Genomic DNA, 22,181 nt, shown 5'->3' on the forward strand with positions numbered 1-22,181 from the left:
ATGCTTCATGGCCATGGACGCCATCTCCGTCATCCGCACCAAGCGCGACCGCGGTGAGCTCAGTGACGAGCAGATCGACTGGGTCATCGACGCGTACACCCGCGGGGAGGTCGCCGACTACCAGATGGCCGCGCTGAACATGGCCATCCTCCTCAACGGCATGAACCGCAGCGAGATCTCCCGCTGGACCGCCGCGATGATCGCGAGCGGCGAGCGCATGGACTTCTCGTCGCTGTCCCTCCCGACCGCCGACAAGCACTCCACCGGCGGCGTCGGCGACAAGATCACGCTGCCCCTCGCCCCGCTGGTCGCGGCGTGCGGCGCGGCCGTCCCGCAGCTGTCCGGCCGCGGCCTTGGCCACACCGGCGGCACGCTGGACAAGCTGGAGTCGATCCCGGGCTGGCGTGCGCTGCTGTCGAACGAGGAGATGCTGCACGTCCTCGACACCACGGGTGCGGTGATCTGCGCCGCCGGCGACGGTCTCGCCCCGGCCGACAAGAAGCTGTACGCCCTGCGCGATGTCACCGGCACCGTGGAGGCGATCCCCCTCATCGCCTCGTCGATCATGTCGAAGAAGATCGCGGAGGGTACGGGCTCCCTGGTCCTGGACGTGAAGGTCGGCACGGGCGCCTTCATGAAGACCATCGAGGACGCGCGGGAACTGGCCTCCACGATGGTCGGCCTGGGCACGGACCACGGTGTGAAGACGGTGGCGCTCCTCACGGACATGTCGACCCCCCTCGGTCTCACGGCGGGCAACGCCCTCGAGGTCCGCGAGTCGGTCGAGGTCCTGGCGGGCGGCGGCCCGTCGGACGTCGTGGAACTGACCATCGCCCTGGCCCGCGAAATGCTCGCCGCGGCGGGCGTGAAGGACGCCGACCCGGCGAAGGCGCTGGCCGACGGCTCGGCCATGGACGTCTGGCGCCGCATGATCGCGGCCCAGGGCGGCGACCCGGACGCGGAGCTGCCGGTCGCCAAGGAGCAGCACGTGGTCAAGGCCGGCGCCTCCGGTGTCCTGACCCGGCTCGACGCCTACGACATCGGCATCGCCGCCTGGCGACTCGGCGCGGGCCGCGCCCGCAAGGAGGACCCGGTCCAGGCGGGCGCGGGCGTCGAGATGCACGCCAAGCCCGGCGACACGGTCACCGAGGGCCAGCCCCTCCTGACCCTGCACACGGACACCCCGGAGCGCTTCGAGTACGCGCTGGAGGCGGTCGAGGGTTCCTACGACATCGCCGCCGCGGGCACGGAGTTCACGGCGTCGCCGGTGGTGCTGGAGCGGATCGCCTGATGTGAGGCGACGGGAGAGGGGCCGATGCCGACGGGTGTCGGCCCCTTCTTTCGTGCTCGCGGTCAGCCCAGCAGCGCCGCGACCACCACCAGGACCGGCACCGACAGCACGGTCGACACCAGGATCGAGTCCCGCGCCAGCCGCTCGCCCACCCGGTAACTCGACGCATACGTATAGAGGTTCTGCGCCGCGGGCAGCGCCGACGTCACCACCACGTCCAGGAGTTGGTGGCCGCGCAGCCCGAACACCCCCACCGCCAGCGCCCAGGCGGCCGCCGGCTGGCCCACCGACTTCAGCGCGACCGAGAGCAGGACCAGGTGGCGGTCCGGGCCCCGGCCCGGCATCGTGCTGCCGCACAGGGAGATACCGAACGCCAACAGCACCGCCGGGACGGACATGTTGCCGATCAGCGTCACCGGGTCCATGACCGCCGACGGGATGCGCAGACCGGTCGCCGAGACCGCGACCCCCGCCAGTGAACCCACCGCGATCGGGTTGCGCAGCGGTGTCAGCAGCCGTAGCCACAGAGGGTCCTTGCCGTCCCGGGCCGACAGGTCCAGGACGGTCAGCGCGATCGGGGTCAGCAGGAGCAGCTGGAACAGCAGCACCGGGGCCACCAACGAGGCGTCGCCCAGGACGTACACGGCGATCGGGATGCCGAGGTTGCCGGAGTTGACGTAGCTGGAGCACAGCGCGCCGATCGTCGTACGGCCCACGCCCCAGCCGCGTACGACACCCACCGCGACGAAGACGCCCGCCATCGCCGCCGTGCTCAGCGCCGTCACGACCAGGCGGCTGGAGAAGACCATTGACAGGTCGGCCCGCGCCAGCGTCGTGAAGAGCAGGGCCGGGGAGGCGACATGGAAGGCGAGCTTGGTCAGGACCTCGCGCCCGTTGTCACCGAGGTAGCCGCGGCGCCCGATCAGATACCCGACCGCGATGACCACGGCGATGACGGCGAAGCCGGTCAGCACCCCCTGCACGGAACATCCTCGTCGGTGAGGAGAGCGTGGGATATCCAGGGCGGTGCTGATCCGTGGGGCATACAGCCAACCCTCTGGGGAAGAGGATGCCCAGGTCAATGTGATCCCGGTCGGTGGACTCCCGCACGGACCCTCGCAGCGACGATGAGTTCCGCCCGCCCGCCCGGTCTACAGATCGTGGACGCCATGACACCCGCCGTGCTCGTACTGGCCGGCCCCGTCACCCGGGACGAGGTGGCGGGGCTGTGCGACGACGTGCGGGCACTGCTGGACACGACCGGGGCCGGGGTCGTGGTCTGTGATGTGGCCGGGCTCGGACCGCCGGGCCTCGGCACCGTCGACCTGCTGGCGCGGCTCCAACTCGCCGCCCGTCGGGCCGGCGGACGGATCCGGCTCAGAGACCCCGACCCGGCCCTACACGCCCTCCTCGACCTGGTCGGACTCCGCTTCGAGAGCGTCGAGATGGAGGGGGAGCCCGAACAGCGGGAACCACCTCTTGGTGTCGAGGAAGAAGTGGAACCCGGTGAGCCGGCCCTCTGAGATCTCCAGGACCTGCACCGCCCACGGTGTGTAGCCGCCCGCGTCGGGGTCCGGCTTGTACTGGGCGAACCCCGGCAGACCGTTGACCTGCACCGGCACCAGACGGGAGCCCTCGCAGGCCGAACCCAGTGTCGTCATGAAGCCCGTGATGTCGTCGTGGCCCGTCAGCCACAGGTCGAACGGCGGCATCGTCATGATGGCGTCCTCGTGCAGCAGGGCTGTCAGCGCCGTCATGTCGTACCCCTCGAACGCCGCCATGTAGCGGTCCAGGAGCTTCTGCTGCTCCTCGTCCAGCGGGTCGGACACCGTCGCCTCCGCGCCGTGCCCGTCCCGCTCGGCGAGGGTCGCGCGGGCCCGCTGGAGGGCGCTGTTGACCGATGCGACCGTGGTGCCGAGCAGTTCGGCGACCTCGCTCGCCTTCCAGGCCAGCACCTCGCGCAGGATCAGCACCGCGCGCTGCTTGGGCGGGAGTTGCTGCAGGGCGGCCATGAAGGCCAGCCGCACGGATTCCTTGGCCACGGCCGCCTCCGCCGGGTCCTCGACGGTGGGCAGGATGCGGGCGTCCGGCATCGGCTCCAGCCAGGTGTGGTCCGGGCGGGGGGAGAGGGCGGCCTGGGCGAGCGGGGTCGAGTCGGTGAGGTCCATGGGCCTCGCGCGCTTGTTGCCCGCCGTCAGCATGTCCAGGCAGACGTTGGTCGCGATGCGGTAGAGCCAGGAGCGGAGGCTGGAGCGGCCCTCGAACTTGTCGTAGCTGCGCCAGGCGCGGACCATCGTGTCCTGCACCGCGTCCTCCGCCTCGAAGGACGAGCCGAGCATGCGGTAGCAGTACCCGGTCAGTTCGACCCGGTGCTTCTCCAGCCTGACGTCGAGGTCCGTTGTCGTCGTGCTGTCCGTCATCGTCCACCCACCCCTGTGGCCGTTCTGTGTCGCGCCTTTGCGCCCACCACGTTCGAAGCTATCGCAGGGGTCTGACAATGGCGTGCCGAGTAATGAAACATGCAGCTCAGACGCTTCTTCGCCCCCGCCGCCCCTACCCGTCCCATCCTCCAGGGGCGCTGCCCCTTCGACCCCGCTCCCAGGGGGCTCCGCCCCCTGGACCCCCGCTCCTCGAACGCCGGAGGGGCTGAATTGCAGGGACTGCCCACTTCTCGAACGCCGGAGGGGCTGAATGCAGCTCAGCCCCTCCGGCGTCCGAGGACAAGGCCCGTTCAGGGCCGACAGCGGGGGTCTGGGGGCGCAGCCCCCAGGGGTGGGACGGGTAAGGGCGGCGGGGGCGAGAAACGGCAGTCCCCCTGGTCGACCGACCTCGACCAGGGGGAAGAAGGGGGGCTTACGGCTCAGGCCACCAGGAGCCGCTGCTGGGCCCTAGCCGCACGCGTGCCCAGGACGGTGATCGTGACGACACCGAGCACCGCCAGCAGACCGACCCCGACGGTCCCGGCCCAGCCGCCCGCGTGGAAGGCGAGCGCACCGACCGTGCTGCCCACGCTGGAGCCGATGTAGTACGCCGACTGGTACAGCGCCGAGGCCTGCGCCCGCCCCTCGGTGGCCGTCTTGCTGACCGCCGAGGACGCGCACGCGTGACCCGCGAAGAAGCCACCCGTGATCAGCACCAGACCCAGCAGGACGAGCACCAGGGAGTCCGCCAGCGACAGCACCAGCCCCGCCGCCGTCGTCGCGCCCGCCGCGTACAGCGCACCCCGCCGCCCGAGACGCCCCACCAGACGCCCGGCCGTGGACGCCGACACCGTGCCCACCAGGTACACCAGGAAGATCGACCCGACGACACCCTGCGGCAGATCGAACGGCGCCTCCGTCAGCCGGTACCCGATCACCGTGTACACACCGCCGAACACCGTCATGAACAGCGCGCCGATCGCGTACAGCCGGCACATCAGCGGGTTGGACAGGTGCTCACGGACCGTCTGCACCAGCACCCGCGGCTTCAGCGACCCGGCGACGAAGTGCTTCGGCGCCGGCAGCAGCAGCCGGAACGCCACCGCGCACCCGACCGCGATCGCACCGATCACGCCCAGGGCCACCCGCCAGCCCCACTCCTGCGCCACCCAGCCGGTGATGACCCGGCCGCTCATCCCGCCGACACTGTTGCCCGCGACGAACAGTCCGATCGCCGTGACCAGCGCCTTCGGCCGGACCTCCTCCGCCAGATAGGCCGTGGCAGAAGCCGGAAGGCCGGCCAGCGCCGCGCCCTGCAGCGCCCGCAGCGCCACCAGCACCGGCAGCGAGGGAGCCAGCGGGACCAGGAGACCGACGATCACCGCGACCGCCAGCGAGCCAGTCATGACCGTACGGCGTCCGTACCGCTCCGACACCGCGCTCATCGGGAGGACGAACAGGGCCAGTCCGCCCGTCGCCGCCGCCACCGTCCAGCTCGCGTCGCTCGCCGCCACCCCGAAGTCGCCGGAGATCAGCGGCAGAAGGGCCTGCGTGGAGTACAGGAGGGCGAAGGTCGCCACCCCGGCGAGGAAGAGGGCGAAACTCATCCGGCGGTAGCCGGGGCCGCCCGGGGCCATACGGGAGTCGACGACAGGAACAGCGGATACGGCGCCCATGGTCATGGACGCCTCGGTACTGGCAGGCATGCCTCGAAGTTACGTACACCTCGGTTCATGCGTCCAATGCATGGACTCGCCATAATCGTTCCCATGGTGCATCAACACAGCTCACAGCCTCGGCTGTCACCGTCCAGTGACACAGAAGACATGTCGGAGATGTCGATGGTGCTGGCCCCGCGGTTGGCGTACTTCGCCGGCGTCGCCCGCACCGAGCACGTCACCCGGGCCGCCCAGGAGATGAACGTTCCGCAGTCCACGCTCTCCCGCGCGATGGTCCGCCTCGAACAGGACCTGGGCGTCGACCTGTTCGCCCGCATCGGCCGCACCGTTTCCCTCACCCCGGCCGGCCGCGCCTTCCTCGGCCACGTCGAACGCGCCCTCGCCGAGATCGACCGCGCCGCCGAGGAGGTCCGTGCCGACGCCGACCCGGCCACCGGCAAGGTCGCCTTCGGCTTTCTGCACACCATGGGCTCGGAGACGGTCCCCGGCCTGATCCGCGCCTTCCGCGCCGACCACCCCCGCGTCCGCTTCAGCCTCGTCCAGAACTACGGCGAGGCGATGCTCGAGCGGCTGCGCGCGGGCGAGCTGGACCTGTGTCTGACCTCCCCGGTCCCGGACGCCCCGGACCTGGTCGGCCGCCGCCTCGACGAGCAGAAGCTGCGCCTGGTCGTCCCCGCCGACCACCGCCTCGCCTCCCGCAAGCGCGTGCGCCTAGCCGAGGCCGCCGACGAGACCTTCGTGACCCTGGAACCCAACTACGGCATGCGCCGCATCACCGACGACCTGTGCCAGGAGGCCGGTTTCAAGCCGCGGATCGCCTTCGAGGGGGAGGAGGCCGAGACGCTACGGGGGCTGGTCGCCGCCGGTCTCGGGGTCGCCCTCCTCCCGCCGCCCGCCGTGGCCCGCCCTGGTGTCGTCGAGCTGACGGTCACCGCCCCGCGCGCGGTGCGCGAGATCGGTGTCGCCTGGCTCGACGGCCACCCGGACACGCCGCCGGTGGCGGCCTTCAAGAAGTTCCTGCTCGCACAGCGCGGCCGTCTCCTCCCGGACTGACCGGACCGACCGGACCGACCGGACCGACCGGACCGACCGGACCGACCACCGTCTTCTTCGAAGCGCGCGCGAGCAGTCCGTGCTTGGGCGCCAGGCACCACGTCACCATGAACACCCCGGTCAGGACTACGACGATGGAGCCGCCGGCCGCCAAGTCGTACGTGTACGACACGTACAGCCCGGCCAGGCTCCCCGCGCAGCCGATCGCCGACGCGAGCAGCGTCATGGTCCACAGCCGTTCGGTCAGCAGCCGGGCGGTCGCGGCGGGCGTGATGAGCAGGGCGAGGACGAGGACGTTGCCGACGGCCTCCAGCGACATCACGATCGTGGAGGTCACGACCACGTACAGGGTCACATCGAGCCGGAACACCGGCAGCCCGGCGGCCCGTGCCGTCTCCCGGTCCAGGCTGATCGCGACGAGCTCCTTGCGCAGGGCGAGCACGACGGCCACGAGTACGGCCCCGATCCCGGCGACCGTCCAGACGTCCTGCGGCGACACCGCCAGCACCTGCCCGAACAGGAACGAGGACAGGTCGGTCGTCCAGCTGTCCCGCGTCGACACCAGCACGATCCCGAGGCCGAACGCGAAGGCGAAGAAGACGCCGATGACGGTGTCCTCCTTCAGCCGCCGGTTCTGCGACACGTACGCGATGAGCACCGAGGTGACGATCCCGGCCGTCGCCCCGCCGAGGAGGAGATTCCCCTCGAAGGTGTAGGCCAGCGCCACCCCGGGGAACGCCGAGTGCGCCACCGCGTCACCGATGAACGCCATCCCGCGCAGCACGACGTACACCCCGACCACCCCGCACACCAGCCCCACCACGGCGGCGACGGTGAACGCCCGCTGCATGAAGGGCAGTTCCCAGGGGTCAAGCAGGAAGTCGATCACGTCACCGTCTCCGTGGGCATGGCCCGGTCGAGTCCGAAGGCCCGCAGCATCCGGTCCGGTTCGGTCAGCAGCTCGGGTCCGCCCTCGGCGACGACCGTCCGGTTGATCAGCACCACGCGGTCGCAGGTGCGGGCGGCGGCCGCCAGGTCGTGGGTGGTCATCAGCAGAGCGCGGCCCTCGGCGGCGAGCTGTCGGAAGAGCTGGTTGAGGAGCTCCTGGGTGGGGACGTCCACGCCGGTGAACGGCTCGTCGAGCAGCAGGAGCCGGGGTTCCGCCGCCAACGCCCGTGCCACGAGCACGCGTTGGCGCTGCCCGCCGGACAGCTCGCCGATGGGGCGGCGGGCCAGGCCGGTGAGCCCGGTGAGCTCCAGGGCACGTTCGGCGGCCTCCCGGTCGGTCTGCCGGGGCCGCCTGAGCCATCCGATCGTCTTCGTACGTCCGGTCAGCACGGCCCCCGCGACGTCGATCGGGAAGTCCCAGGCGAACTCGTGCCGTTGGGGCACATACCCGGGCCGGGACGCCACGGACACGGCCCCCGAGACGAGCGGCACGAGCCCGAGCGCCGCCCGCAACAGCGTGGTCTTCCCGGCCCCGTTGGGCCCGATCAGCCCGACCAGCTCGCCCGCCTCCACGGTGAGCGACGCGTCCTCCAGCGCGAGCCGCCCCCCGAGCACGACGGACGCGGCCTCGACCCGCAGCACCCCGTTCACACGCCCCGCCGCCGACGCCGTACGCCCCACACCGCACCCCCGCCGACGAGCGCGAGGCCGGCGGCCGCGGTGGCGAGGAGAGTGGTGTCACCGGCGCCCGTGCTGGCCATGGAGCCGGATGAAGTGCCTTGATCTGAACCGGTCTTGGTCGAGTCCGAAGCCGAAGGGGACGGCGAGGACGACGACCCGGCAGCGGAGGAGCCGCCCCCGGGGCTCACGGCGTCCGCCTTCCCGTCCCCGACCACGAACGCCACGGTCTCCGTGTCGCTCACGGACGTCCCGTCGGCGAGTTTCCCGCTCATCCTGAAGGTCAGCCGGTAGGTGCCCTCCTTCGTGAACGCCCACCCGCCGTGCGCATGCGTGTTCGCGGGGACCTCGAAGGAGTCCGGGACGCCGTCCTTGCTGTTGAACAGCACCTCGGCGCCGGACATCGCGTCGTAGGTGTACAGCGCGTACGCGCCCGGCCCCGCGATGTCGGTCAGCGTGAACGTCACGCCGCCCTTCATCGCCCCGGCCGCGACGTTGTCCGTCGACCAGCCGGGCCACAGCAGCCCTTCCTGCTGCACCTGGTCGAGCAGCCAGACATCGGTTCCGGGCCTGCCCAGGAAGGCGAAGGAGTCGTTGTCGGGCAGGGTGTTCTTCGCGGCCGGTCCCACGCGTAGCTCCAGGGAGGACGGCTCGCGCCAGGTGGTCCTCCCGGAGACCGTGCCGTCCTTGACGTGGATCTGGAGCCTGTCGTCGAGAACGCGGGCGGCGAAGTCGATGTGGCCCTCGTCGAGGACCTTCCGGGTCGAGACGGCATCGGACGTGGCGGCCGTGCGCGGCCTCTCCGCCGGAGCGGCGAGCGCGCGCGCCGGGACCTCAGGTGTGGGGGGAGGGCTCGACTCCACCGGTTCGTCCTCGCCCCCGACCACCACCGTGTACACGGTCCCGACGGACAGCTCCCGCCCGTCCGCCGCCGCCGTACCCGCCGCCTCGAAGATGAGCCGGTAGGTACCCTCCTCGCTGAACTCCCAGCGCCCGTCGGCCTGTTCACCCACCGGCACCTCGACCCGGTCCGGCACGTCGTCCGCGCTGTCGAAGAGCACGGAGTCATCCCCGTACACCGTGACCTCGCCCGGCCCGTCCACCCCGGTCAGCGCCCAGGTCACGGTGTCCCCGGCAAGGGCGCCCGACGGCACCCCCGTCGTGTCCCACCCCGGCGCGGCCGAGTCCGCCTGGACCACATGGGCGCTGTCCGCAGGATCGAGCGTCAACTCCCCATCGGCGTAAGCGATCAGTCCGATCCCGCTCGACGGCTCGTCCGCGACGGCGACCCCGCCCCCCGCGAGTGCGGCCGCCAGCACCACGGCGACCGCGACCCGTTCACTGCCCCTCATCCGGCTTTCCCTCCAAGGCACTTGGCGAGCTCCGTCGCGTTGTGCCGCATCATCGATACGTAGTCGTGGACCTTGTCGTCGAACGAGTCGCCGTAGATCGTGCAGACGTCGACCCCCTCGTCCTGGGCGACCCGCTCCAGCACATTCGCCCGCGCGGCGAGGTTCGGTTCCACGAACACGGCCGGGACCCGCTTCTCCCGGATGGTGTCGCCGAGCCGCTCCACCTCGGCCGCGCTGGGCTCCTGGTTGGGCACCGGCACGACGAAACCGGCGACCTCCATGCCGTACGCCTTGGCGAGATAGCCGAAGGCGTCATGGGTGGTGATCAGCTTGCGGTTCCGTTCGGGGACGGTCGCGAGCGTCCGCCCGACCTCCTCGTCCAGCGCGCCGAGCCGCTTCAGACAGGCCGCGGCGTTCTTCGCGTACGTCTTCGCGCCGGCGGGGTCCGCCTTCGTCAACTCGGCCTGGATCCGCCGCACATACGCCTCCGCGTTGGAGACGTCCTCCCAGGCGTGCGGGTCCAGATCGCCGTGCACATGCTTGCCGAGCACGGCCTGCGGCAGCACCCACAGCGGGTCACCGGCGTCCCCGAGGAAGGAGTAGGCGCTCTCGTCGGGCACCGACTCCCTCGCCCGGTCGGGCACGTTCAGCACCACCTCGTCCGGCGCGAACCTCCTCCGCTCGCCGCTCTTCTCGTCGTCGGCGCGGACGTACACCTTCCCGGTCCCGGCGTTCAGCGCGAGATCGGCGTGTCCACCGTCGAGGACGGTGGCGCCCTCGGGGGCGTCGGTGCCGACGGCGAAGGTGAAGGTGCCGCTGCCGAACTCCTCGGTCCTCCCGTCGAGCGTCTCGGTCCGCCCCTCGACCGTCAGCCGGTACGTGCCCGGCTCGCTGAACGCCCAGTTGACGTGCGTGTGCGCCTCGGGCGGCAGGGCGAAGGAGTCCGAGTCGTCGAAACCGTCACCGGAGTCGACGTACACCTTGGGGCGCCCGAGCGTGTCGGTCAGGTAGACCCGCAGATCCCCCGGCCCCTCCAACCCGGTGGCGGTCGTACGGACTTGGGAGCCGTCGCCGGCGACCTCGCCCTCCACCGCCCAGCCGAGCCACAGCACGTCGAGCCCGAGGTCCTCCTCCAGCTTCATCACCGTGCCGCCGTACTGCTCCAGCTTCTCGGCGATCTCGATCTTCGGCGTGGACTTCCGGGCGTTGCTGTGGACCATCTTCATGATCCCGGGCTCCTCCAGCAGCAGCCCGTTGCCGAACACGAGGTCGGCTCGCGCGACCTTCGCCGCGTCCCCCGGGCTCGGCTCGTAGGAGTGCGGGTCTCCGTGGTGCGGCACGATCGACGTCACGTCGGTCCGGTCACCGCCGACCTGCCGGACCAGGTCGGCGATGATCGCGGTGGTCGTGGAGACCTTCAACTCGGCGTCGGACGCGCCGGATTCACTCCGGCCGCATCCGGCGGCCAGCACACAGGCGGTGGTGAGCACCACGGCCGCGATACACGTGGGACGGCCCCGCATGGGGCTCCCTCCTCTCAATCGGTCGTACGGCGTCGTCGTACGAGGAACACCGCACCGCCACCCATCACCAGGGCGGCCACCGCGATCCCCGCGACCGTCGGCGCCTGGGCACCGGTGGAGGCGAGCGAGCCGGACGTGCCGTCGACGCTCACCGCCGCCCCGGGGGCCGCCGCACCCGGTGACCCGGAAGCGGCAGCCGAGGCCGACGTCGATGCCGACGCTGAAGCGGTGGCCGTGGGCGTCGCCGAGCCGGTCTCGCTCGCGCTCGCCGTCGGTGTCGTCGTGGGTGTGGCCGTCGGTTCGTCCCCCGTCCCAGGTGTCACGGTCGACGGATCGGTGTCGTCCCCGACCACCCAGGCGAGGGTCTGTGTGTCACCGACCCGCGTGCCGTCGGCGAGCGCGGCGCTGACGGTGAAGGTGGTGCGGTAGACGCCCTCGGAGGAGAAGGCCCAGTCGAAGTGGGCGTGTGTGCCCCCGGCGAGGGTGTGGGTGTCGGGCAGTCCGTCGCCGCTGTTGAGCGGGACGACCGGGGTGCCCGTGGAGTCGCTGTAGAACATCGCGACGTTCCCCGGACCCTGGACGGAGTCCAGCCGGAAGGAGACCTTGCCGTCGAGGTCGGTCCTGGGGAACTCCCTGGTGTTCCAGCCGGGCCACACGATCCCGGCGTTCTGCTGCAACGGCAGCCACCACACCGCGTCGCCCGGGGTGCCGAGGAAGTCGTATCCCTCGGGGATTTTCCGCTTGGCGGCGGGCCGTACGTGCAGGACGACCCTGCCCGGCTCGTGCCATGTGTGGTCGAGTTCGGAGCCCTCCTTGAGCTGGAACTCCAGCTCGCCGTCGACCTTCCGGGCGGCCATGTCGACGTGCCCCTCGGAGATGACGTGCGTCGTGGCGGTGGGGGTCGGAGTGGGGCTCGCGGACGGTGTCGGCGTGGTCCCGTCGCCGGGCGGCACGGTCGACGGATCGACGTCGTCGCCCACCACCACGGCCAGCGTCTCGGTGTCGGTGGCGGCGCCCGCGGTCACGGTGAAGGTGAGCCGGTAGACGCCTTCCGCGGTGAACTGCCAGATGGGCGGCAGCCGTTCCGTGTCCCCGGCCAGGGTGAAGGACCGCGGTACACCCTCAGCGCTGCCGAGATGGGCGATCGCCGGGCCGTTCACACTGTCGATCTCACGCGTGTACGTGGCCAGGCCGAAGACCCCTGGCCCCTCGAACCCGGACAGCGCGACCTCGGTGTCCCCGCCCGCCTCGGTGCCCTTCCAGCCCGGTTCGGCCGCGAAGATGTTCGCCGCCTCCCAGCCGCCCAGCTGCCAGGAGTCCATGTTGGTGGTCCCCAGGGCCGTGGCCACCGGGTCCGGCGTGTACTGGAGGGCGGACGGTACGACGTGCAGGACGACCTCGGACGGTTCGCGTACGACCGTGGAGCCACCTGCGCGGTCGTCGATCTGCAACTGCAGCCTGCCGTCCACCTGCCGGGGCGTGAAGTCGAGCTCGCCCTCGTCCAGCACGACGGCACCGCCGGCGGCGCGGGCGTCCCCGCTGCCGCCGGCGACGACCAGCCCTGCCGCGCACAGGAGCACCGCTGCCGTCGTGGTGAGAGCGGCTGCCGTGAAGGCGCGCCCGCCGCGCGTCAGGGCTTCCGTCATGAGCTGACGACGACGGTGTAGGTCCCGGTGGCGGTCTTGGCGACTCCGCCGACCGTGCCGGAGACCCGGAACGTCAGCTGGTAGGTGCCGGCCTCCTCGAAGGCCCAGTTGGCGTGGTTGTGGGTGGCGACGGCGAAGGTTCTGGACTTGAAGCTGCCGGTCGCGGTGTCACTGTCGAACCAGCGGCTGCCGCTGCCCGCGTAGACGCTGAAGTCCTCGGTCGCGGCACCGTTGCGGGTGGCGCTGACGAGGGTGAACGTGACGTTGTTGTTGGCGAAGACCCCCGTGGTCAGATGCTCGGTGGAGACGCCGGGGAAGAGCACCCCGGCGGCGGTCGCCTCGGCCTCGGTGTCCGGCAGCAGCCAGACCTGGCTGCCCGAACCGAGGAAGGTGTAGCCCGGGTTGGTGACCTTCGCGGCGGCCGGGACGGCCAGCGTCAGGTCCGCGGGGTCGTACTCGGTGTCGTTCTCCTCGTCATGGGCGTGCAGGCTCAGCGCGGAGCCGTCCCAGTCGGCGTCGAGGACGTCGACATGGCCGGACGACAGCGTCGTCGCGGCGAACGCCGAGGAGTTGAGGCCGGCGGTGGCGAGCGTGGCGGCGGCGAGGCCGGCGACGGTCAGCAGACGGTTGCGGGTACGCAAAAGAGGACCCCCCTTAGGTCATGGACATGCCCCCATGGGCACGTAAAGACGATAATCATTTTCAGTAAAGAGTGGCAAGGGGGTCATGAGACGGGTGTGGGGGCGCTGTGAAGCGCGTGACGGTGCCGGTCACCGCCGGGCGGTGCTGTCGGCTACCGCCGCAGCGACCGCCCGAAGCCCGCCGCCAGCGGCATCCGCAGCCCCAGCGGCGGCGGAGCGGCCAGGGCGTCCTCGACGGGGCGGGAGAACGCGCGGCCGAACAGCGAGCCCATGACGAAGTCCTCGGCCAGCGCGTGGACTTCGTCGCGGTGCTGGCGCAACGCATGGCCGTCCGAGTGGACTTCGAACCGGCACACGTCCCGGTTCGCCTTCTTCGCCCGCGCCGCGAGCCGGAACGACAGCTCCGGGTCCGTGCGCGCGTCGTTCGTGCCGTGCACCATCAGCACCCGTCGGCCCGCGAGCTGCTTCACCGGTTCGGGGGGCGCCGCCACGTCCTCCTCGGGCAGCCAAGGGGCGATGGCGAGCACGGAGTTGACGGCCTCGTGGCCGCCCGCGTGCAGCGCGGCCCGGGCGCCCATGTCGACGCCGGCCAGACACACGGCGACGTCGCCGTAGCGCCGTACCACCTCTTCCGTGGCCCAGTCGGCGTCCCGGGCGAGATGTGCCTCCGTGCCGTTCCAGCCGCGGTAGCGGTAGTGGACGACATGGGCGGCCAGGCCGTCCTCCCGGCCCGCGCGCGCCAGCCGGCGGCCGAGGGCGCGGACGGACGCGGTCGCCATCATGGAGGACGGTCTGCGGTCGGAGTTCTCCTCGCCGCCGGGGAGCAGCAGCACCACCCCGCTCACCGCCGTCGGTTCCGGACCGAGTGCCCGTCCCAGCCGGGCCGTGCGAACCGGCGTCGCTTGCTGTGCCATGACAGAACAGTGTCAGAAGCGTCCGTGTACTCCACCCGTCGGGGCGGTCACCGTTACGTATCGACGGAGTTGTACAGCGAGCGATCTACGCGCGTAGGAGTTAGAGTGCGTGAATGACGAGCCAGACTGACCGGACGGGAACCACCCCGAGCTCGGACCAGATCCGCCGGGCACCCAAGGTTCTGCTGCACGATCACCTCGACGGCGGGCTGCGCCCCGGCACCGTCGTCGAGCTCGCCCGGGACACCGGGTATGCCCAACTCCCCGAGAGCGACGCCGACAAGCTCGGCATCTGGTTCCGCGAGGCCGCCGACTCCGGTTCGCTGGAACGGTACTTGGAGACCTTCTCCCACACCGTCGGTGTGATGCAGACCCGTGAGGCCCTGGTCCGGGTCGCCGCCGAGTGCGCCGAGGACCTCGCCGCCGACGGGGTCGTCTACGCCGAGGTGCGGTACGCCCCCGAGCAGCACCTCGAAGGCGGGCTCAGCCTCGAAGAGGTCGTCGAGGCCGTCAACGAGGGCTTCCGTGAAGGGGAGCGGATCGCCCGCGAGAACGGCCACCGCATCCGCGTCGGCGCCCTGCTCACCGCGATGCGGCACGCCGCCCGCGCCCTGGAGATCGCCGAACTCGCCAACCGCTACCGCGATCTGGGCGTGGTGGGCTTCGACATCGCGGGCGCCGAGGCCGGCTACCCGCCCACCCGGCACCTCGACGCGTTCGAGTACCTCAAGCGCGAGAACAACCACTTCACCATCCACGCCGGCGAAGCCTTCGGGCTCCCCTCCATCTGGCAGGCCCTGCAGTGGTGCGGTGCCGACCGGCTCGGTCACGGGGTGCGCATCATCGACGACATCCAGGTCCACCAGGACGGCTCGGTCAAGCTCGGCCGGCTCGCCTCCTACGTCCGGGACAAGCGCATCCCGCTGGAGCTGTGCCCGAGCTCCAACCTCCAGACCGGGGCCGCCGACTCCTATGCCAAGCACCCGATCGGGCTGCTGCGCCGGCTGCACTTCCGGGCCACCGTGAACACCGACAACCGGCTGATGTCCGGTACGAGCATGAGTCGGGAATTCGAGCATCTGGTCGGAGCATTCGGCTACACGCTCGACGACATGCAGTGGTTCTCCGTCAATGCGATGAAATCAGCGTTCATTCCTTTCGATGAACGACTGGCCATGATCAATGACGTCGTCAAGCCCGGATATGCCGAGCTGAAGTCCGAATGGCTGTTCCAGCAGACCGCCTCCACCAGCGGTTCTGTGGTCGAAGAGGGCTGATTGGGGATCTCGCGGGAATCGAAATGCGGACGGGTATTCACAATCCGTCCGCATTTCGATGTTTGCGGCGGATGCCGATGCGTGTTTACGGTCGTGGACCGCTCACATCACCGTCATCCCATTCGAGGACGCATTTTCATGAAGCAGTCTGCTGCCAAGACCCTCGGTGTCGCCGCCCTCGGTGCCGCCTTCACCGCCGTCGGTGCGGGTGCCGCGAACGCCGCCCCGGCCGTTCCGGACGCCTCCCAGGCGCTGGACACCGTCACCAAGACGCTCCCGGCGGAGAACGTCGCCAAGGCGCTGCCGGGTACCGGTGACGCGCTGTCGCAGGCGCAGCCGGCGGTCGCCGCGGGTCCGGCCGCCGTGACGCCCGCCGCTCAGAGCGCGCTCGCCGACGGTCCGACCAAGCCGGTCGCCGGTCTGCTCGGCGGTCTGCCGGTCGGCCAGACCGGGCTGCCCACCCAGGGCCTGCCGCTGAACGGGATCCCGCTCGGCTGAACCCGCCGAACGCCCCGATGGGGCGCACCCCTGGTACGGGGTGCGCCCCATCGGCGTAGGTGCGGAAGGCCGGTTACCAGGCCGCCTGCGTCTTGTTCACCTTGTCCTCGGAGGGGAACAGGATCCACAGGGCGATGTAGAGCAGGAACTGCGGGCCGGGCAGCAGGCACGAGAGTACGAAGATCACCCGCATCGTGGTGGCGGAGGTGCCGAAGCGCCGTGCCAGCGCGGCACACACTCCGCCGATCATGCGGCCGTTGGTGGGGCGGGCAAGGCGGGACATTGCGGCTCCTTCGTGAGCGTCGTCGGGCTGCCTTTCCGGCTGCCTCGTCTGTCTTCGACACTACGGAGACGAAGGGGGCAAAGCGTCGCTCTACGGTGCGATCCCGACCCTGGGAATCGTCGGGGTACGACCCTGAGAGGGCTCCTCCGCAAGGACGGCCGCCCGCCTGGGGGACCGGGACCTGCGGCGGAACCAGGCGCGGCCCGCGGGGATGAAGGCGGCGTGCGCGAGGCCCACACCCACGGTGTTCAGGAGGACCGAGTCGATGTCGACGATCTGACCGGGGACGCCGGTCTGCAGCAGTTCGATGCCGAGGGAGATCAGGGCGCCCGCGGCGACCGAACGGATCAGGGACGCCAGCGGGGAGACGTACAGCCTGCCGTGCGCCAGCGGGAACAGCACCCCCAGCGGGGCCAGCAGCGCGACCGCCTCACCGATCCGCCGGGCGGCCTGCGGCCAGCCGAGGGCCAGATCGGCCCGGATCCCGGCGAGCGGGGTGAGATTCGGTGGCGTCATCCACGGGATGTCCAGCGGTCGCAGGGTGAGCCAGGCCACGAACGCGAGATGCGCGACGAGGAGGAAACCCCCCGCCGCCCGCATGCGGATCACGGCGCTGCTGCCGATGGAGCCTTGACGCTGCACGACCCCCTAGACGCGGGGTGCGGCGGGATCGGTTCCGGGCATACGGGTGAGGCGTCCGCCACACCCGTACGTCAGCCGTCCGTGACCTCCGTCGACGGCGGCTTCGCGCTGTTCGGCTCGGCGCGGACCTCGTCGGTGCACTCGTAGCGGCGCAGGGCAGCGCCGTCCGGGCCGCCGAGGATGACTGAGCCGTCGCCCTCTGCGGCGGCCGAGTCGGAGAACGTGCAGACGATCTGGGCGAGGGAGGACTTGGCGAGGGCATCCGGCGGGAAGCTCAGCCGGAGGGTGTCCTCGGGGTCCTCGGAGCGCGGCCCGGTCACCCTCATGCCGTCGCGCACGGTCGTCCGGTACCCGGCCTCCGCCTCGCCGGCCGACGGCGCCGCGGCCAGCTCGTTGAGCAGCTCCTGCGCCACCAGCACCCGCCGCCGCGAGTCCGCCGTACCGTCCTCGACGCTCACCGTCCGGTCGACGGCCACCAGCGACGAACCGCACAGCAGGAACACCTGCACCGCCAGCCCGCGCGAGGACTGCGCGGAGATGTCCGGCTCCGAGACGGAGCAGTGCACCCGTGAGGGCGCGGGCCCGAAGTCCGTCGGGACCTCGGTGGCCCGGATACCGCACCCGGTGGCCAGCGCCGCCAGCACGGGCAGCGCCAGCAGCCGTCGTATGGTCACGGTGCCCATGGCCCGCCGCCCCCGCCCTCGCGTCACGCTCATGAGTTCTTCTCCCCCTCGCCCTCCTGCGCCAGCTCCGACCCGTCCCTGGGCAGTCGCAGCGTGAAGACCGCGCCGCCCTCGGGGGAGTTCGCGGCGGTGATCTCGCCGCCGTGGATATGGGCGTTCTCCAGGGCGATGGAGAGGCCGAGTCCGCTGCCCTCGGAGCGGGGGCGCGACGCGCTCGCCTTGTAGAACCGGTCGAAGACGTGCGGCAGGACGTCCTCCGGGATGCCGGGCCCGTGGTCCCGCACCTCGATGACGACCGAATCGTCCGCCGCACGCACCGCCACCCGCACCGGCGAACCGCCGTGCTTGAGGGCGTTGCCGACGAGGTTCGCCATGATCACGTCCAGGCGGCGCGGATCGAGCCGGGCGTGGATGCCGCGTTCGGCGTCCAGGTCCACCGCGTCCAGCCAGGCGCGCGCGTCGATGCAGGCGGTGATCTGGTCGGCGACGTCGACGTCGTCCAGGACGAGACGGGCGGTACCCGCGTCGAAGCGGGTGACCTCCATCAGGTTCTCGACGAGGTCGTTGAGGCGCCGCGTCTCGCTGACCACCAGCCGTACCGCCGGCTCGATCATCGGGTCCATCGAACCCGACTCCGCCTCCAGCTCCTCCTCCAGGATGTCCGTCACGGCGGTGATCGCGGTCAGTGGCGTACGCAGTTCATGGCTCATGTCGGCGACGAACCGCCGGGACGCCTCGTCCCGCGCGGCCATGTCGTCGACCCGTTTCTCCAGGGCCTCGGCCGCGTCGTTGAACGTCCGTGACAGATCCGCGAGTTCATCGGTGCCGGACACCCTCAGCCGGGTGTCCAGCTTGCCCTCGCCGAGCCGGCGGGCGGCGACCCCGAGCCGGTGCACCGGCTTCAGTACGGTCGTGGCGGCGGCCTGCGCGAGCAGCGCCGAGCCGATCAGCGCGAGACCGGTGGCGATACCGAGCGACCAGGCAAGGGAGTTGAGGTCCTTCGCCTCCGGCTCCAGCGACTTGAGCATGTAGCCGGTGGTGCCGCCGTTGATGACCTTCGTGCCGGCCACGAGATACGGGGTGCCGTCGTCGACGATCCGCTGCCAGTACAGGTGGTACGCGTACTTGTTGGAGGAGTCGACCTCCTGCGTCTCGTTCACCGCGGCCCGCAGCGACTCGGGGACGTCCTGGACCGCGAAGCCGTTCAGGGCCCCGGAGTTGGCGTACAGCGCCTCGCCGTCGGAGTCCTTCGCGACGAGCAGCACGCTGAAGCGCTGGCTGCTGTTGGCCATCTCCTGTGCGGTGCGCTGGAGTTCGTACCGCTCGGGGAGCTCGGGCAGCAGGCCCGCGTGGTTCTGCATCTCCTGCTGGAAGTCGCGCAGCACCGCGTCCTGGGTGCGGGTGAGCACCGCCTCGCGGTTGAGCCAGTAGGCGATCCCGGACGCGGACACCGCGGCGGTGAGCGCCACGAGCCCGAAGACCACGACGAGCCGCAGCCGCAGACTGGTGAAGCGCAGTCGTGTCAGATGTCCCTTGCGAGCCGCGGCCCAGCCGCGGATCCCCCCTTGCGCTTGGGTCACTGAGGCGTGTCCAGCCGGTAGCCGACACCACGGACCGTGCGGATCAGGGTCGGGGACGACGGAACGTCCTCGACCTTGGCGCGCAGCCGCTGGACACAGGCGTCCACCAGGCGCGAGTCACCGAGGTAGTCGTGCTCCCAGACCAGCCGCAGCAACTGCTGCCGCGACAGGGCCTGGCCGGGCCGCCGGCTCAGCTCCAGGAGCAGCCTGAGCTCGGTGGGCGTGAGCTGGAGGTCCTCGCCGTTCTTCGTGACGGTCATCGCCGCGCGGTCGATGACCAGGGAGCCGAAGCTCGCCGCGTCGGTCGACTCGCGTTCCCCGCGCCGCAGCACGGCCCGGATCCGGGCGTCCAGCACCCGCCCCTGGATCGGTTTGACGACATAGTCGTCGGCGCCGGACTCCAGTCCGACCACGATGTCGATGTCGTCGCTGCGCGCGGTCAGCAGAATGATCGGCAGCTGGTCCGTGCGCCGGATGCGCCGGCACACCTCGAAACCATCGATGCCGGGCAGCATCACATCCAGCACGATCAGGTCCGGCCGCTGCTCACGCAGCAGCTTCAGGCCGTCCTCGCCGGTGGCAGCCGTGGTAACCCGGTGACCCTGGCGCGTCAGAGACAGCTCCAGGGCCGTACGGATGGCGTCGTCGTCCTCGATCAGCAACAGGGAAGGCACGGGGCTCATTCTGGCCCATGGCGGGGTGCGGTATCGACACCTGTACAGGTACGTACGTGTAGCGCTGCTCTCTGTGACCAAGCTGTGTCTTCCCTGAGGCCGACCCCTGTGACAGGTCTGTGACAGTCGGCGGACACGGCCATGAAGGTGCGAGGGCAAGCTTCTCGGCACAGGCAAGGAAGCACAGCCTGGAAAGCAGAACACCGGAAGTCCACGACGGGGGGCGCGAGATGAACACGCTGCACAGCAACAGCACCAGCGCAGTGATCACGCGTCTGCACGACGTGAACGGGGGCCGGGGTTCCGAGAAGTCCGGCGCCGTGAGCGGGCGGGGGTGCGCTCGCGGCGCTGGGCGTCAGCACACCGCGTACATGACGGTGGTTGACGGTTCCACGGGGGAAGCACACGGGGGAAGCGCGTACAGGGAGGACTCGGGGGAGCGTCGTTCGCTGTCGGAGGCGGAGTTCACCGCCTACGTCCAGGAGCGCCGCGCCTCCCTGTACGCAACCGCCTACCACTTGACCGGTGACCGCTTCGAGGCCGAGGACCTGCTGCAGAGCGCGCTGTTCTCGACGTACAGGGCCTGGGACCGGATCAGTGACAAGGCGGCCGTCGGGGGATACCTGCGACGGACGATGACGAATCTGCACATCAGCGCGTGGCGCCGCCGCAAGCTGAACGAGTACCCGACCGAGGAACTGCCGGAGACGCCCGGCGACACGGACGCGATGCGCGGCACCGAGCTGCGTGCGGTCCTGTGGCAGGCGCTGGCCCGGCTGCCCGAACTCCAGCGGACGATGCTGGTCCTTCGTTACTACGAGGGCCGCACCGACCCGGAGATCGCGGACATCCTCGACATCAGTGTCGGCACGGTGAAGTCCAGCATCTGGCGGTCGCTCCGCCGGCTGCGCGAGGACGAGGTCCTCAGCTTCGGCCGTGACGAGGAGGACGCCTTCGGGGAGCTTGTCGCCTGAGGGTCGGGGGAGCACCACCACGGGGGAGCACCGCGGGGGAGCGGTAGCGCGGTGGTGCGGTAACACGGGGGAGCAGTACCGGGGGGAAACCGGGGGAAGCACCATCACGGGGGAAGCACCAAAGAGCGGGACTGGAGGGCCGGGGGGTCCGTCCAGTCCCGCTTTTGGTGTGTGGTCAGCCGGCCGTCATGGGAGCCGCCTCGGCGGCACTGTCACCGACGGCGATGCCCACGGCGGGATCGACCCCCTCGATGCGGTACGCGCCGGTCCTGCTCTCGGGGATGCCGTCCCCGGAGTCGTTCGGGGTGTCGTCGCACTCCCCGACCGTGGCGGTGCCCAGCCGCTCGCCGACGGTGAAGACGGACTTCTCGGTGGGCAGATAGTCACGGCTGTCGTAGGTCACCAGGCCCGAGCAGGAGGCCGCGGCCTCGCCGCCCGTGCATCCGGTGGCGGCCAGCAGCGCCGCGGCCGCCACGAGCAGGGTTCCACGTGTGATCGTCATGGCCCTACGACGCGGAAGGCGCCGAAGGCGTTCAGCCCGCCGGTGTCGAAGCCGCCGGACGGCGTCCCGCCGCGGCCGCGGCCAGTCGGCCCAGTGCCTCGTCCTTGTCGCAGGCGTGGGCGCCGAGCGCGGTCTGCCGGGAGATGATCGTGCGTTCCTGCCGCATCAGCCGCCAGCCGCGTCGCAGCAGGAACGGCACCGACTTGCGGCCCTCCTTGAGGTCCCGCAGGAACCGGCGCCGGAACGTCTGCACGGGACCGCGGCTCAGACACAGGGCGTCGGCCAGCACGCCGAGCTCCTGGCAGCGCGTGACGATCTCCGCGGCGAAGATGCCCTCCGCGATGAACAGCGGGGTCCGGCCGATGTCGACGGTCTCCGCGCCGGTGCGGGCGCTCAGCGAGAGGTCGTACTGCGGGACGTTCGTACGGCCCGTGCCGCACAGCTCGACGATCGCCGCGACGGCCACGTCCGCGTCCCAGGACTCCGGGTGGTCCCAGTCGATGTCGGAGCTCCCCGCCACCAGCGGCAGAGTCGGGTCGTCGCCCTCCTTGTAGAAGTCGTCGAGCCTGAGGACCGGAAGACCGGAACGGGCCGCGAGAAGGGACTTGCCGGAGCCGGAGGGGCCGCAGAGCAGCACGACTCGCGTCGGTATGGACGAAGGGGAACTCACGGGACACCAGTGTGCGGCATTCACCTGCTGTTCATCGACCCCGCGGACCGGCTTTGCAGTGCGCATCACATGTCGACCACCGTCGGTGCGGATCCGGTCACCCTGGGCGAGTCGCCGGTTCGCACGCGGCACGCGGCCCGGGAAGCCACAACACCAGACCTGGCAACTAGCTGCCAACCGGGGTGACGCACGGGTGCGTCGCGCGTGATCCTCGCCTTCGTCACCCTGCACACGACGCTGGGAGCGCTCTTTC

General features: G+C 70.8%; 22 protein-coding genes and 1 pseudogene. 6 read left to right on the forward strand and 17 right to left on the reverse strand.

What is annotated here, in order from left to right; genetic code table 11:
* Window positions 1-7 precede the first annotated feature (7 nt).
* Complete coding sequence (locus OHU89_RS31065) at window positions 8-1,291, forward strand: thymidine phosphorylase (protein ID WP_266888768.1); 1,284 nt, start codon at window positions 8-10, stop codon at window positions 1,289-1,291.
* 62 nt (window positions 1,292-1,353) lie between these two features.
* Here the strand turns inward: OHU89_RS31065 and OHU89_RS31070 are convergent, their stop codons facing one another.
* Window positions 1,354-2,274, reverse strand: a complete 921-nt coding sequence (locus OHU89_RS31070; protein WP_405647739.1) for an AEC family transporter — start codon at window positions 2,272-2,274, stop codon at window positions 1,354-1,356.
* Between the two features lie 186 nt (window positions 2,275-2,460).
* Between OHU89_RS31070 and OHU89_RS31075 the strand changes: the two are divergent.
* Window positions 2,461-2,658: pseudogene (locus tag OHU89_RS31075) on the forward strand (hypothetical protein); the annotation flags it as partial.
* Window positions 2,659-2,688: 30 nt separating this feature from the next.
* Here OHU89_RS31075 and OHU89_RS31080 read toward each other — a convergent pair.
* Window positions 2,689-3,711: a sigma-70 family RNA polymerase sigma factor gene (locus OHU89_RS31080; RefSeq protein ID WP_266888766.1), complete on the reverse strand. Its 1,023-nt coding sequence runs from the start codon at window positions 3,709-3,711 to the stop codon at window positions 2,689-2,691.
* A 440-nt stretch (window positions 3,712-4,151) separates the two neighbouring features.
* A complete protein-coding gene (locus OHU89_RS31085) occupies window positions 4,152-5,417 on the reverse strand; it encodes an MFS transporter (protein WP_405647741.1) in 1,266 nt (421 codons plus the stop codon).
* 63 nt (window positions 5,418-5,480) lie between these two features.
* Here OHU89_RS31085 and OHU89_RS31090 point away from each other — a divergent pair, with 63 nt between their 5' ends.
* Entirely contained in the window at window positions 5,481-6,443 is a 963-nt protein-coding gene (locus OHU89_RS31090; protein WP_266888764.1) for a LysR family transcriptional regulator, read from the forward strand.
* Here OHU89_RS31090 and OHU89_RS31095 read toward each other — a convergent pair.
* The 7 genes from OHU89_RS31095 to OHU89_RS31125 all read right to left on the reverse strand — a co-directional run bounded on the left by OHU89_RS31095 (window position 6,397) and on the right by OHU89_RS31125 (window position 14,145).
* The gene (locus tag OHU89_RS31095) at window positions 6,397-7,332 is read right to left on the reverse strand and encodes an anchored repeat-type ABC transporter permease subunit (RefSeq protein ID WP_405647744.1); all 936 of its coding nucleotides are present in this window, start codon (window positions 7,330-7,332) and stop codon (window positions 6,397-6,399) included. The two genes, OHU89_RS31090 and OHU89_RS31095, sit on opposite strands and share 47 nt — an antisense overlap.
* Window positions 7,329-8,072 (reverse strand): anchored repeat-type ABC transporter ATP-binding subunit, encoded by a 744-nt coding sequence (locus tag OHU89_RS31100; RefSeq protein WP_405647747.1) that lies wholly within the window; start codon window positions 8,070-8,072, stop codon window positions 7,329-7,331. Before OHU89_RS31100 ends, OHU89_RS31095 begins: the two co-directional genes overlap by 4 nt.
* Window positions 8,039-9,421: a choice-of-anchor M domain-containing protein gene (locus tag OHU89_RS31105; protein ID WP_405647749.1), complete on the reverse strand. Its 1,383-nt coding sequence runs from the start codon at window positions 9,419-9,421 to the stop codon at window positions 8,039-8,041. Before OHU89_RS31105 ends, OHU89_RS31100 begins: the two co-directional genes overlap by 34 nt.
* Window positions 9,418-10,944, reverse strand: a complete 1,527-nt coding sequence (locus tag OHU89_RS31110) for an anchored repeat ABC transporter, substrate-binding protein (RefSeq protein ID WP_405647751.1) — start codon at window positions 10,942-10,944, stop codon at window positions 9,418-9,420. Before OHU89_RS31110 ends, OHU89_RS31105 begins: the two co-directional genes overlap by 4 nt.
* A gap of 14 nt (window positions 10,945-10,958) precedes the next feature.
* Entirely contained in the window at window positions 10,959-12,590 is a 1,632-nt protein-coding gene (locus OHU89_RS31115) for a choice-of-anchor M domain-containing protein (RefSeq protein ID WP_405647754.1), read from the reverse strand.
* Entirely contained in the window at window positions 12,587-13,231 is a 645-nt protein-coding gene (locus OHU89_RS31120) for a choice-of-anchor M domain-containing protein (RefSeq protein WP_266888758.1), read from the reverse strand. The genes OHU89_RS31115 and OHU89_RS31120 overlap by 4 nt, the downstream gene beginning before the upstream one ends.
* A gap of 152 nt (window positions 13,232-13,383) precedes the next feature.
* Window positions 13,384-14,145: an alpha/beta hydrolase gene (locus tag OHU89_RS31125; RefSeq protein WP_405647756.1), complete on the reverse strand. Its 762-nt coding sequence runs from the start codon at window positions 14,143-14,145 to the stop codon at window positions 13,384-13,386.
* Between the two features lie 113 nt (window positions 14,146-14,258).
* On the opposite strand from OHU89_RS31125, the gene OHU89_RS31130 reads away from it, so the two are divergent.
* Both OHU89_RS31130 and OHU89_RS31135 read left to right on the forward strand, forming a co-directional pair.
* Complete coding sequence (locus OHU89_RS31130; RefSeq protein WP_405647758.1) at window positions 14,259-15,422, forward strand: adenosine deaminase; 1,164 nt, start codon at window positions 14,259-14,261, stop codon at window positions 15,420-15,422.
* 138 nt (window positions 15,423-15,560) lie between these two features.
* A complete protein-coding gene (locus OHU89_RS31135; RefSeq protein ID WP_405647760.1) occupies window positions 15,561-15,920 on the forward strand; it encodes an ATP-binding protein in 360 nt (119 codons plus the stop codon).
* Between the two features lie 73 nt (window positions 15,921-15,993).
* Here the strand turns inward: OHU89_RS31135 and OHU89_RS31140 are convergent, their stop codons facing one another.
* The 5 genes from OHU89_RS31140 to afsQ1 all read right to left on the reverse strand — a co-directional run bounded on the left by OHU89_RS31140 (window position 15,994) and on the right by afsQ1 (window position 19,782).
* Window positions 15,994-16,203 (reverse strand): PspC domain-containing protein, encoded by a 210-nt coding sequence (locus OHU89_RS31140; RefSeq protein WP_405647762.1) that lies wholly within the window; start codon window positions 16,201-16,203, stop codon window positions 15,994-15,996.
* A gap of 90 nt (window positions 16,204-16,293) precedes the next feature.
* On the reverse strand, window positions 16,294-16,845 hold the full coding sequence (locus tag OHU89_RS31145; protein WP_405647764.1) for a VanZ family protein: 552 nt from the start codon (window positions 16,843-16,845) through the stop codon (window positions 16,294-16,296).
* A gap of 71 nt (window positions 16,846-16,916) precedes the next feature.
* Entirely contained in the window at window positions 16,917-17,561 is a 645-nt protein-coding gene (locus OHU89_RS31150) for a hypothetical protein (RefSeq protein WP_405647767.1), read from the reverse strand.
* The gene (locus OHU89_RS31155; RefSeq protein WP_405647769.1) at window positions 17,558-19,108 is read right to left on the reverse strand and encodes an ATP-binding protein; all 1,551 of its coding nucleotides are present in this window, start codon (window positions 19,106-19,108) and stop codon (window positions 17,558-17,560) included. The genes OHU89_RS31150 and OHU89_RS31155 overlap by 4 nt, the downstream gene beginning before the upstream one ends.
* Window positions 19,105-19,782 carry a two-component system response regulator AfsQ1 gene (gene afsQ1 / locus OHU89_RS31160; RefSeq protein ID WP_405647771.1) on the reverse strand — a complete coding sequence of 226 codons (678 nt, stop codon included), beginning with the start codon at window positions 19,780-19,782 and terminating at the stop codon, window positions 19,105-19,107. Before afsQ1 ends, OHU89_RS31155 begins: the two co-directional genes overlap by 4 nt.
* 230 nt (window positions 19,783-20,012) lie before the next feature.
* Here afsQ1 and OHU89_RS31165 point away from each other — a divergent pair, with 230 nt between their 5' ends.
* Entirely contained in the window at window positions 20,013-20,756 is a 744-nt protein-coding gene (locus OHU89_RS31165; RefSeq protein WP_405647773.1) for a SigE family RNA polymerase sigma factor, read from the forward strand.
* 175 nt (window positions 20,757-20,931) lie between these two features.
* On the opposite strand, the gene OHU89_RS31170 is transcribed toward OHU89_RS31165, so the two are convergent.
* Both OHU89_RS31170 and OHU89_RS31175 read right to left on the reverse strand, forming a co-directional pair.
* Complete coding sequence (locus OHU89_RS31170; RefSeq protein ID WP_405647775.1) at window positions 20,932-21,258, reverse strand: DUF6281 family protein; 327 nt, start codon at window positions 21,256-21,258, stop codon at window positions 20,932-20,934.
* A 31-nt stretch (window positions 21,259-21,289) separates the two neighbouring features.
* The gene (locus OHU89_RS31175; RefSeq protein ID WP_405647777.1) at window positions 21,290-21,994 is read right to left on the reverse strand and encodes a uridine kinase; all 705 of its coding nucleotides are present in this window, start codon (window positions 21,992-21,994) and stop codon (window positions 21,290-21,292) included.
* Between the last annotated feature and the right edge of the window lie 187 nt (window positions 21,995-22,181).

Source organism: Streptomyces sp. NBC_00019, assembly GCF_045041015.1.
Classification (GTDB): Bacteria; Actinomycetota; Actinomycetes; order Streptomycetales; family Streptomycetaceae; genus Streptomyces.

Bases quoted from the DNA above. Each gene is read 5' to 3' on its own strand.
- OHU89_RS31065 (WP_266888768.1), top strand. From the start codon at position 8: ATGGCCATGGACGCCATCTCCGTCATCCGCACCAAGCGCGACCGCGGT.
- OHU89_RS31080 (WP_266888766.1), bottom strand. From the start codon at position 3,711: ATGACGGACAGCACGACGACAACGGACCTCGACGTCAGGCTGGAGAAG.
- OHU89_RS31085 (WP_405647741.1), bottom strand. From the start codon at position 5,417: ATGCCTGCCAGTACCGAGGCGTCCATGACCATGGGCGCCGTATCCGCT.
- OHU89_RS31090 (WP_266888764.1), top strand. From the start codon at position 5,481: ATGGTGCATCAACACAGCTCACAGCCTCGGCTGTCACCGTCCAGTGAC.
- OHU89_RS31105 (WP_405647749.1), bottom strand. From the start codon at position 9,421: ATGAGGGGCAGTGAACGGGTCGCGGTCGCCGTGGTGCTGGCGGCCGCA.
- OHU89_RS31110 (WP_405647751.1), bottom strand. From the start codon at position 10,944: ATGCGGGGCCGTCCCACGTGTATCGCGGCCGTGGTGCTCACCACCGCC.
- OHU89_RS31115 (WP_405647754.1), bottom strand. From the start codon at position 12,590: ATGACGGAAGCCCTGACGCGCGGCGGGCGCGCCTTCACGGCAGCCGCT.
- OHU89_RS31125 (WP_405647756.1), bottom strand. From the start codon at position 14,145: ATGGCACAGCAAGCGACGCCGGTTCGCACGGCCCGGCTGGGACGGGCA.
- OHU89_RS31130 (WP_405647758.1), top strand. From the start codon at position 14,259: ATGACGAGCCAGACTGACCGGACGGGAACCACCCCGAGCTCGGACCAG.
- OHU89_RS31135 (WP_405647760.1), top strand. From the start codon at position 15,561: ATGAAGCAGTCTGCTGCCAAGACCCTCGGTGTCGCCGCCCTCGGTGCC.
- OHU89_RS31140 (WP_405647762.1), bottom strand. From the start codon at position 16,203: ATGTCCCGCCTTGCCCGCCCCACCAACGGCCGCATGATCGGCGGAGTG.
- OHU89_RS31150 (WP_405647767.1), bottom strand. From the start codon at position 17,561: ATGAGCGTGACGCGAGGGCGGGGGCGGCGGGCCATGGGCACCGTGACC.
- OHU89_RS31165 (WP_405647773.1), top strand. From the start codon at position 20,013: ATGAACACGCTGCACAGCAACAGCACCAGCGCAGTGATCACGCGTCTG.
- OHU89_RS31170 (WP_405647775.1), bottom strand. From the start codon at position 21,258: ATGACGATCACACGTGGAACCCTGCTCGTGGCGGCCGCGGCGCTGCTG.
- OHU89_RS31175 (WP_405647777.1), bottom strand. From the start codon at position 21,994: ATGCGCACTGCAAAGCCGGTCCGCGGGGTCGATGAACAGCAGGTGAAT.